General features: G+C 53.9%; 7 protein-coding genes. 1 reads left to right on the forward strand and 6 read right to left on the reverse strand.

Translation table 11 applies throughout. The features are described 5' to 3' along the window. Nucleotides 1-220: 220 nt before the first annotated feature. The 5 genes from SLH47_RS18255 to SLH47_RS18275 form a co-directional block, all read right to left on the reverse strand. Entirely contained in the window at nucleotides 221-886 is a 666-nt protein-coding gene (locus SLH47_RS18255; RefSeq protein WP_320241469.1) for an ATP-binding cassette domain-containing protein, read from the reverse strand. Continuing rightward, nucleotides 883-1,692 carry an ABC transporter permease gene (locus SLH47_RS18260; RefSeq protein WP_320241471.1) on the reverse strand — a complete coding sequence of 270 codons (810 nt, stop codon included), beginning with the start codon at nucleotides 1,690-1,692 and terminating at the stop codon, nucleotides 883-885. Before SLH47_RS18260 ends, SLH47_RS18255 begins: the two co-directional genes overlap by 4 nt. Then, on the reverse strand, nucleotides 1,689-3,389 hold the full coding sequence (locus tag SLH47_RS18265; RefSeq protein ID WP_320241472.1) for a glycosyltransferase: 1,701 nt from the start codon (nucleotides 3,387-3,389) through the stop codon (nucleotides 1,689-1,691). The genes SLH47_RS18260 and SLH47_RS18265 overlap by 4 nt, the downstream gene beginning before the upstream one ends. A 290-nt stretch (nucleotides 3,390-3,679) precedes the next feature. Next, nucleotides 3,680-6,139 carry a hypothetical protein gene (locus SLH47_RS18270; protein WP_320241473.1) on the reverse strand — a complete coding sequence of 820 codons (2,460 nt, stop codon included), beginning with the start codon at nucleotides 6,137-6,139 and terminating at the stop codon, nucleotides 3,680-3,682. Between the two features lie 107 nt (nucleotides 6,140-6,246). Next, a complete protein-coding gene (locus SLH47_RS18275; protein WP_320241475.1) occupies nucleotides 6,247-8,067 on the reverse strand; it encodes a CDC27 family protein in 1,821 nt (606 codons plus the stop codon). 538 nt (nucleotides 8,068-8,605) lie between these two features. On the opposite strand from SLH47_RS18275, the gene SLH47_RS18280 reads away from it, so the two are divergent. After that, nucleotides 8,606-9,280 carry a hypothetical protein gene (locus tag SLH47_RS18280; protein WP_320241476.1) on the forward strand — a complete coding sequence of 225 codons (675 nt, stop codon included), beginning with the start codon at nucleotides 8,606-8,608 and terminating at the stop codon, nucleotides 9,278-9,280. Between the two features lie 38 nt (nucleotides 9,281-9,318). Here the strand turns inward: SLH47_RS18280 and SLH47_RS18285 are convergent, their stop codons facing one another. Continuing rightward, nucleotides 9,319-10,179, reverse strand: a complete 861-nt coding sequence (locus tag SLH47_RS18285; protein ID WP_320241477.1) for a sulfotransferase domain-containing protein — start codon at nucleotides 10,177-10,179, stop codon at nucleotides 9,319-9,321. Nucleotides 10,180-10,852: the final 673 nt, after the last annotated feature.

The following is a 10,852-nucleotide window of genomic DNA, read 5'->3' on the forward strand; positions in this document are numbered from 1 at the left end:
GCTGATCCGTCTGCAGTGTGCTGTCGCTCTTGCGTTGTGTCGCCACTATCTGCGGATATGACGCGTGCGCGCCATCGGTCGATCAAGGCATCTTCATCCAATGAGGCGTCCGGCTTCGCTGTTGAAGACGCTGACGTGCGCGACGCAGCAGAAACGTGATCACTCCAGGCTGCGCTGCGCTGCTTGTCATCATCAGTATTTTGCTCAGTCGAGGATTTGGTCACGCAGTCCTCTCCCCAATTACAGGCATCGAGAGTGCCTCGGCATGATCTGCAGAAGCAGCTGCTAACAGAACCCCATCATTCAGTGCAAAGAAGGTATCACACAAAGACTCCAGATGTCGCCTGTTTCGGGACAAGAGAAGAAGGCTCGCATGGCGAAGCCGTTTATCCAACTCCCCTAAGCACCGTGACTGAAATTCTGTGCCGCCCAGACCGGGTAAGCCATCCATCACGTAGGTGTCTGCAGGGAATGCCAAAGCAAGTGCAACTGCAAGTCTGTCACGCTCGAAAGCCGCGTAGGTACCTACGCGGAAGTCAAGAATCGTGCCCAGACCGGTGAACGCCGTCACATAAGCGAACAGTTTTCTGGAGTTGCATCCCATCAAGCCTGCAACGGTGCGAATATTGTCGGCGCCCGTCATCTCCTTTTGGAGGAAGCCAGAAAATCCGATCGGCCACGAAACGTGGCCTACTTGTGTTATTGTGCCTTCGTCCGGATATTCGACCTTGCTTGCTAGTCGAGCAAGCGTTGATTTGCCGGCACCATATGATCCGAAAATCCCGACACGTCCACCAGGCGGGACTACAAGGCTGATGTCTCTTAGCACAACAGCCACCTTGCGTTCGTTCCGATGGAACCGGGAGACGTTCGAAAACACAATCATAGCACGCCCCGGTCTGGTCGGCTGCGCAACCAATAGTTTTCAAGTGCGATGGAGCCGAGCAAGAAACCCAAACCCAATGACATTGGATAGCCAATAGCCGAAATCGGCGAAGAAAACCCAAGAAAGAAACCTTCGCGCAGGTACTCAATCGTGTGAAAAAGAGGGGAAAACCAAAACAAAGACTGGGCCGGGCCAGGAAGCTCGGAAGCGATATAGAATATGCCAGATACCCAAAAAAGCGGCCTGATGAGGATAGGAAGAACCCGCTCAAACGTTGGGCTCAATCGCCCACATATCCCGAAAAAGCGACCGAACCCAAATGCAAAACACCACGTCACCAAAAGGGCAATGACAACCTTGAAAAGACTATCTGGCGGTGCCACCCCATACATCAGCGATATGGTGGTCAGCAGCGTAAAGGCGACGATGAGCATGTTCATCAGCTCCAGCAGCCCGCTGGCCAGCAGGGTTTCCGACAGCGATGTGGGGCGAAAATAGACCATAAAACGGTTTGCCTTGGGCGCACGCATCATGGACGTCAGCGTCTGGCGAAATAGCACATAGGGTAGGATACCTGTCGCCACAAAAATGGGCGTTGGTACAAGCAGTGGCGACGTTCGACCAAGAAAATCAAAAAACAGCGCTATCGTAACGATCCATGCGATCGGTGTGAAGTAAGCCCATCCATAGCCAAAAATGCTCCCCGCAAAACGAGTCCGCTGTTCGCGCAACATAAGAGCGTGCACGCGGCCAACAATTGTTGAGCCATGCTGCAAACCAGCTGGTGCTGGCCCTGTCGAGATCATTCTGCTGCGCCCGTGATCGGGCTGGCCAATAGGTTCAACGTTAGTTTCAATGATGCATCCATGGAAAAGTTGTCCCGAACAAAGTCGCTCCCTCTCGATCCAAACGTAGCACGTTTCGCAGGATCTGAGAGCAACGTCTCCAGCGCTTCCAGAGCTTCATCATAAGGGAACGGTTCAACTGCGGACAGACAGATACCCGATTGACCATGGAGCAGTGCCTCCCGTGTGCCACCAGCGGGCGTCGCAATCACAGGTCGTTCCGCCAGTTGTGCCTCAAGTATTGCGTTGGGCAACCCTTCATGGCGAGCGCAATGCAAGACGACATCTGCTTTTTCCAGCCAAAAGCCCACGGCCTTGCGGCGTCCCGCCAGAAAAACCCTGTTGCCAAGACCCTTTTCATCGATGAGCGCTTGCAGTCGCTGATGCTCGTCGCCCGCTCCAACAATCACGAAACGGGTGTGCTGGTCTCTTTTGATATATCTCTCTGCGACTTCGATCCAAAGGCTGCCCCGTTTGACCGGGTGCAGTCGGAAGACCCCTAGAACGGTCTTTGAGCAGCCTTGCGATGCGTCGCAAATGCTCCGCCAAGCCGATGCCTCATCGTCATCGCCGCATGACGCAAGTGCGGTCGCAGCATTTGGGATCACCAATACGGCGTCGGCCGAGATTCCCAACCAATCGGCGTACTTTTGGGCCATGATCCTGCTGTTGCAGGCGACGCAGACACCGGGAACGCGCACGAGTCTTTCAAAATACCCTTCAAAACTCGGTTTGAAGAAGTCTTTGCGAATCTTCAGCGGCGTGCTTCGAAAACAAAGCACAATGCGTGGCACGCCCGCTGCCAGTGCCGCAAGCGCGGCAACATGCATGCCGGTGTCTTGCCAGATATATGCGGTGTCCGGTCGATCCGCACGATATTTGGCGGCCAGGCGGCGAACGCCCTTGCGCACCTTCTTCGGGAGAAGATGGAAAACGCCTCCCGTTGGACCCATCTCCTCGAAAGGATTCTGCACTTCAGGCTCACGCATGTTGTCCAGAACCGCCACATCGAGCCCCGCATCTGTCAGGTAAGGCAGAAAGAAGTCTTTGCCCACGGAAGGATCGGAGTGATGAATGGCCAATTGCAATGGGCCAACAAGCCCGTAACGGGCATCCACTTGACCGACGTCTGCCAGCTGATTCAAGGCAGCCGCGATGCGTACAAACTGACGCTCTGCACCACCCGCGCCAAGTTGACTACTGAACATAGCCAAAGTTCCAATTTTGCCCGAGAGCTCGGTTTGAATCGTACGTGAAACGAACGCGTCTGCTAGCAAAGCAGGCGCAGATTCGACTCCGGAACGCGCCAGTAGCTTGCAAACTTCTCCGAAATACAGCGCCTTTTGCACTGACGGGTGATCGTCTGCCTGTTGATGTGATGTGCCAGCAAGCCTTTTTGCGATTTCGGCAGCTTCAAGATACCGCTCCTGATCCAGCAGGTTCCGCATATAGGCGAACTGTACCTGCGGAAACTGTTTTGTTTCTGGTGCGAGTTCTAGCCAGAATTTGTCTGTTTCCTCGCGTAGCTTCAGTTCCTGAAGACCCACGAGAAAACCGGCAGCGTCATCAGATATGCTATCGCGCTTCAGATAGCGTGCACACACCAACGCGAGCCCTTCGGCCACACGCTTTTCTCGCCGCATCCAGCGGATTTGCATGCGAAAGCAAGTTTCGTTCTCGGGATAGGCCTCTGCCAGCACTGACCAATTCCGGAACATATCAGGGTTCTCGCCTCTGCGCTCCATCAGTTCCAGAAGGATGACAAGCAGTGTCTCGTCTTCGCGCCGTTCGCGAAGCAGGGCCGTAAGCGCACTTATCGCGTGCTCCAGTTCGTGCGTTTGTCGTGCGGTACGTTGCAGCCCTTGTGCAAATTCTAAGTCTTCAGCGGTGACAGGCGCGGCGCCAATATCGGCTGCTAGGCGACAGTGCTCAAAAATCTGTTCGTGCTTCATCCGAGCCCCGTCACTTGATTCGTCTTGATGCTATTGAGCAAGGCTGCACCGAAAGCTCGCACAGCAAAGTCATCAGCTAGGTTTCCATCAGTTGGCATGGCGAGTTGCTGAAGAAGCGGCTGCAGCAAGGCCAACGAGCGCACGCGCCTTGCGGTTTCAAATACGATCCCACAACAGCTTGGAAACGCAGCATAGATCGGGGCGATGCCTCGTAATATGGCAATTGCCTCAGACACCTCACCGAAGGTCAGGTGCCGCGCGAATTGCACGCACAGCTCGTTCATCATAATGGGCAGATCATGCTCAACCCTGTTGGCCAACTCGGGCGCTGAAGCAATCCTGTTGGCAATGGCCAGAGCGTCATTGGCATTTTCGACGACCAGCGCACGTGCCCATAGCTTTTCTCGTGCCCAACTGAGACGCTTTTCTGCTTCAGCGACCAGCTTTTGCTCATCCCTTGCAGCAAAGCGGATCATTGCGGATGCGGCCTCTTCGGCTATTTCATGTCGCCGCAATTTGACTGCAGGGCGCAAAAGAACGCTCCAGTTGCGCGCACGGTTGGGTCCCCACGAGACTGCCAGATTTGCCATGTCCAAAGCCTTGGCATACAGGCCTCTTTCGTAGTGAATACGGGAAATGAAGTAGGGAATTTCGTCCACTTTCGGAAGATGCCTCCCTGCTTGCAACAGCATGGATTTGAGCCTCTCAAGATCTCTTTGTTGGTAAGCCGCCCTGCCAGCCTGGCGGCAATTCTCCGTGAGGTCGGCCATCAATGAGACCGCTTTGAGGTTCTCCGGTTGCCAGGCAAGGACATCGCGCAGCAACACGTGTCGCCTAGCTGGATCAGACACAACCTGGCACTGCTTTAGCATGGCCTGAACTCTTGCATCACACTGCTGTGCCGTCTGCGCTGTGGCCAACAAGACTGCCTGAACCGCTTGTGTTGCATTGGCCATGTCACGCTTTGCTAGAACGCAATACGCCGCCATGAAACGTTCGCTCGACTGCGTCATCATTTCACAAAGGATCGCCAGCGCATCGACACCAAGAGCAATAGCCAAATCTGCTGAAATGCTCGGGTGAATTCGTCTTGAGGTGAGCGCCGTAACCAAGGTACTGACCTCATCTCTCGGCATAAGATGGGGATGCGCGAGAACTAGGTCGCGAAATCGTTCAGCGTATGTGCCAATTTGATTTGGGTATTCTGCGAAAAGACTGAGGTAGGCAACAATGGCTGAGCGTGGATCAAGCATCGCCAGCCACTCAAGCGCCTCATCCAACCATGGGTTTTCATTCGCCAGTCCTTTGCTGCACACGAGTGAAAGGCAATGCCACAAAAGTTCCGCATCCTTGCGAGTGTATGCGTGCCGCGTCGCATGAAAGAATAGGTTGCGATCGATCGTGCCATTCTTGACGACCGCGGCGGCGAGCGTTTGCGCATCCGGCACAAGGTTGGCGTTGAACATCAGGCGCATCCTGATGATCTCAAAATCTGCTGTGAGTTCCACACGAGGTGTCAGCGCGTTTACACGCGGCATCATCTTTTTCACGCCATCGAATGTGAGGCGTGCGGACAAATGGCTTTCAAGTTTTCGCAAATCTGAACGAGATGTGCTGACCGCGAACCTGTCATTGATCATGCGATCAAGGTGTTCTGACTGCCACGCGCAGAACAGCTGCTCCGAAAACTCATCTGTAAAATGGGCGAAGCTTTCACTTTCATCTTCAATGGCTCGGTCCTGCCCGATTTTATGCATTAGCATCGTTGGATTGAAGACGGCAAATCCAGCCTCAGTCGCAACGCGTTCAACTTGGCTCACACAGATGTCGCGATTTTTGATCAGTCTCCCGCAGCGTCGTACCGCATTCACATGGGTCACGACTAGAATTTGCCCAAGAGCGTCACCGACAAAGGCTAGCCCCCGAGCCAACTCCTCGTCAGTGGTTTCAGTTAGGCGCAGACGGCTCAGCACATGTTTTTGGTCGCCTGAAAGCGTAAACTTGTCGCCGAAATCTGCAATCATGGAACGCTGGGACACCGTGTCCCGCTCGCGTAAAGCATGCCAAAAACGGGACTTGCGTGCATCATCGTCAAAGAATGGCGCGCATGCGGCCTTCAGGTGATTAATCTGTACGGAATGCCCATCGACGGATAGTTGTTTGCGTGAAGAGATTTCGATCAGATTGAAATCAGCTGGTTTGAAGACTTCTGTATCAACTTTCTGAAAGTCGCGCTGTGCAATAATGTGCCACAAAGCGCGATCGGGCTGATAGTCACCATGCAAGTATCTGACCTGCTGCACGACTTCCGATATCGCGTGCGAGTAACCATAGACGCGGGACATAATGCGTTGATAGCCACGCTTTTGTGCGCCGACGCGAAGTGGCCCGTCGATACGACAAGTCCCTATTCCGGTAACCGTAAAGCGCTCCCTGGCCGTCGAGGTGAAATGCATGCGCGAGAGACCGCTATCCAAAATGCCTTCTGTGACAGCACGTGACTGCTCGCGCCGCCCCCCAATCGTTAACAGATGATTAAGATCTGGCGCAAGGCCGTGAAATACTACATCTTAATAGTGTTCCAAAAGCCACCACTCATGCGCAAATTATGCGAGCTGTTGCCGAACAAATGCTCAATCTCGGTTACGTAGGCCCTCATCCACTGCGCCACAAATTTGTCTTCGGCTTCAGAGTCCTGGTCAACTGGGACTGGCATCTGGGTCAGTTCAGCGTGCAACCTTCCGTTCAACCAACGCACATCCGTATAAAAGCTTGGAACATTTGCCTTGAAGACACGTCGCGGAACAAAGTCGCTGAGTGCAATCGAGCGATCGAACAGGTCGTATCGTGGCATGCCAGGAAAACTCGTGCCATCGATCGCAATAACTACGACACGGTTTTCGGCAAGGTGACGCAAGATCGTTCGCGTCAAAGAAAGCACATCATTAGACGTGGCCGAGATCAATCGCGCATTCTCATATGCGGAGACGCGACCGCCATCCACGTCGGGTGTCGATGCAACAATAGAAACTGGCAGTCCGGTTTCAGCGAGGGCAACAGGTCCAGCGAATAGAGCACCGACATGTGCAGTTGCCAGAATGACCCCGCGTTCCTCTCGGCGTGCTTCAGTAAGTACGCGTGTATTCTCGGCGGTCCCATCAATCAGATCTGCAATTGCGCCGATCTCCGATGGGACATGCTCAAGACAGTCGCGAAACAAATTGTCCGCTAGGTTTATCCATCTCACCTGATCTTCCCAGGCTTGCTGATCAACCGGAACCTTGGCACTTGCGCGCACATGTTGCCAGGACCAATCGAGGCGTGCCTGACGAATGTCTGCTTGCGGCAAGCGGGCCGAAAGACCGTCCAAAGCGGTCATAAGGTTACTCGGAATCCTGCGTTTGGCAGAGGATTTTGAGCGCGCGTCCAGCGTGTCTGCTTTCCGCGCATCTCCCGCCAAAAGATAGACACCTGTTGCAAAACGCAGAACGCTTTCGGCGACGTCCGGTGCTTCTACGATCGGGTCCAGAACCGCGACCGCCTCGTCGTAGCGCCGCAACTGCCTCAGGCATTTGGCATAAAGTACTGCCGCGACGAACGACCGTTCCATGGTGCGGGCAGCTTCGATCACTTCCAATGCCGCCTGATACTCTCCCCGTGAGTACAAGCAGTTTGAGAACAAGTGTGCGTAGCGATAGTTCTGCGGCTCTGCGTCATAGCAGTTTTTGAGGAACAGGCGTGCGTCATCAGCAGCCGGATCCAGCTGGTAAAGTGCCCGGGCCAGTTCGAACGCTCGCTTTCCAGTTTGTGGCTGCGAGGTTGCGCCACCTTCTCGGACCAAGGCTGCGCGTGCGCGTGTGGCTTGTCCGGCGGTGTTGTAGACCGATGCAGCAAAGGTGATCGCTGCTGAGTCGCTTTCGTTGAGCCGGATGGAAACGTCAGCGGCGTCCAGTGCTGCGGGAATATCGCCCGCCCGATAAAGCGCTTTTGTTGCACTATCCGCGATGCTGCCGTCTTTGTCCCAAAGATGCATCAGTTCCCTTGCAGCGGCATCTGCAACATGAACGTCATCCAGTTTCAAACTGGCCGCAAGGTATGCTCTACTAATATCCAGATCGCCCGGCTGATTGCGAAGCGCTGCTCTGAGCGTTTCGAAAGCTTTCTCTGGATGCCCTGCTTGCCCCTCTAGCCGCGCCAGTTGCAGATAGTCCTGCTTTTCATCGCCATTCTCAACGATCACCTCAAGGATCGAAATGGCGCGTCTATAGTCGCCGCGCATGACCAGGGGCTTGATGATTCCTTGACGCAAGGCGGCCCGCCCGGCTGCCTGGTCGATATCGGCAGTATCAAGCAGTGTCCAATCGGGAGTCTTTTGCAGCGTCACCGTAATAGTCCCTTTGTTGGTACATCTGGCTGTTGTTCGGCCAATCGCCGATATCAGCTACCGCATAACGTTTCCCTGAAACAACAACAATGCAATGACAGATCTTACGTTTGGCATCGTTTCGTTGGCCCTGGCTTTTCTGCTTGTGGTCCTCTTGAGGCGGGTCCATTAACGCTATCGGGGCGTGTGAGCGACAAAGTTGTTTGTGTTTCCCGCTCAAAGAAACATCCATAGCGTCATGAGCCATCCGCTCTCGCCAACAGACGGAACACTTGATTTGCACGAACCCTCGCGGAACTACGGATTTGTCTACGGCGCGAGTGGTCAAGGATACACTGACCTTGCAGTCACGTCGGCGCGGAGCCTCCGAGCCGTGTCACCAGAAGCAAAGATCGAACTGTTCACCGACGGATCTGTTCCGGAGGATCATCCGTTCGATAAAATCAATACTCTACGACGCTCATGGTTTCGACCAAAGTTTGAGGCTCTCTGTCGATCACCATTTGAACGTACGGTTTATCTTGACGCTGACACTTTCGTGGTCGCGGATATCAGTGACATTTTTGATGTACTTGAGCATCATGAGTTTGCAGCCGCGCCGGTCATTCGAACTAACTTTGCGCTAAACCGGCGGATCTGGCGCAAAGAACTTCCGCTGTCCGTCCCGCGATACAATTGTGGATTGATAGGTATCCAGAACACCCCACGCATGCTCGCCTTCCTCGAGCAAGCGGAGGCGACGATGATTGCCGAAAACCTTGACCGTGATCAATCGATGATGCGCGAGATGCTTTTCGAAAGTGACATTCGCGTTGTGACCCTACCTTACGAATACAACTTTAACGAACCCACCATGATCGACATCCTGTCCGACCGGTTTGCCGCGCCGCGTGTTCTGCACTTTTGGCGCATGCGCGATCACCTCCTTGACAGTCAATTACATCGGATGACCATTGAGGAGATATTGGGTCCAGCGCGTAGCTGGCTGCTAGAACGACACCGTGCCAATGATGCGTTCCTCGGTGCCAAAGAACCAGTGACGATGCAATCGATTGCGGAATTGCGAAAACGCGAGACAGACGCGCTCCTCGAAGAGATGTTAAACCAGGACTCTGTCGGCGAAACCGAAAGAGTCGAAGACGGCTACATCAAGGACAGTGTTCAGTCAGATGCTGCGCAGACATCGGCGCAACCGTTGCATTCTTTACGCTAATCCACACCCCGGCACCGAACACATCCAGTTTGAATCACCTATCGCCATGGCCTATCGAAGAAGTCTGCCGCTCGTTTGCGTTCGTCCCCCAGCAACTCAAGTAGAAATGAACGCCAACGATCAGGGATTTCCTTCTTGCCGAATGTGCCCACCACCTTACCGGCACGTCTAGAAACATACTTCCTGTCGGCTGAAACGCCAAGAAATGTGAAGACTTGGATCAGCAAAGATGCGGGGCAGTTTGCAATGTCTTCAAAACAACAAACCTGCAGATGTCCTGGTCGGAGCCGTGATGTCCAATTCTCGTGATTGTTGACGTACGCTGCACAACGCAACTGATAGGATTTTTTGAAGAACGAGACAAATTCGGCATCAGCAACATCGTCCGGCTCGCGTCCTGGGCGCCATACGAGGTCCTTAATTGCATGGGACCATGCGCGGTCTATCGGGTCTCGTAACATCAGGATGATCTTTATGGCTGGGTTTATGGCAACGACCTCATCAATCAGGTCGGGATCCAATGCCGCGTAGCTCGCGCTTGCTTCTCCTCTGAAGACCGGTCTGTATGGTTGACGGTAACGCCACAAACACGCTGCGTTTTTGCGCAGTTTTCGTGCAGTCGTCTCCTCAAAATGCTGCAGATACCACGCAAGCTCATCCGATTGGAATGTTGGGGCATCGACTTTCTTGAGTCGATTAAAAAACAGTATCTCCTTTGGGTATGACATCAAAATTTCAGGGTGAACTGTCAGATTCGCATGAAGCCAAGTTGTGCCGGTACGTTGCGGGCCAACGATCAGGAAATCGGGGAACTTTGAAATGTCGATCTGGCCGCGTGGAGCTTTCGTCCACCTGAGCACGTCCCGCGCTTCTTTCGACAAATCTTGCATTTCTGCCATGTGTTTCTCCAGCCGCCAGAGGTGCCTCGCCGTCACGGATGTCTTCTTAGCTGGCTATTATCCCCAAAAGAAGCGGCTTCATGGATTGAAATAGGAGCACGGTTGTAGACCCCGAAACAAGACTGACTTCAGGACGCCCTTCCTTCGAAGCGAGGGAAGAAGATACAACGATCACTAAAGCCAAGAGGCCGTTCAAGGCAAATAAGAGGTGGTTAGGCGTCAAAGCGGGAAAGACCTCAACCGCCAATTACTCAACCATCTGATCGTGAAAAAACATCCGTTTTGATTGGCATGAATAGGTCATTTGGGAGCTACAACGAACTTTCGCTTCCCGCCTGAGATACCAAATCCAGTGTCCCGTACAGGCGAAGTGTGATCCAGGCCGCGTTTCTAGGGGCACTCTGGGCATGCCCGCGATTGACCATTCTTCCGGAAGCCGATGGTCTCCTGCAGTCATTCCTTATCGCATTGGCGGCGGGCATGATTGCCGGAGGCGCGATCACACTCTATCCACTTCCTGCTGCAGCTTACACGTTTTGCGGAATAATCCTCGTGGGATCATTTGCTGGCTTCAGCCGGACCGCCGAGATACCGACCTTCTGGGCGTTCGCATGAGCGATCAGATGACCTCCCAGATGGTCACAGATGCCCTGATTATGGCGATCTGGCGCAG

This window comes from Cognatiyoonia sp. IB215182 (assembly GCF_033963905.1).
GTDB lineage: Bacteria > Pseudomonadota > Alphaproteobacteria > Rhodobacterales > Rhodobacteraceae > Yoonia.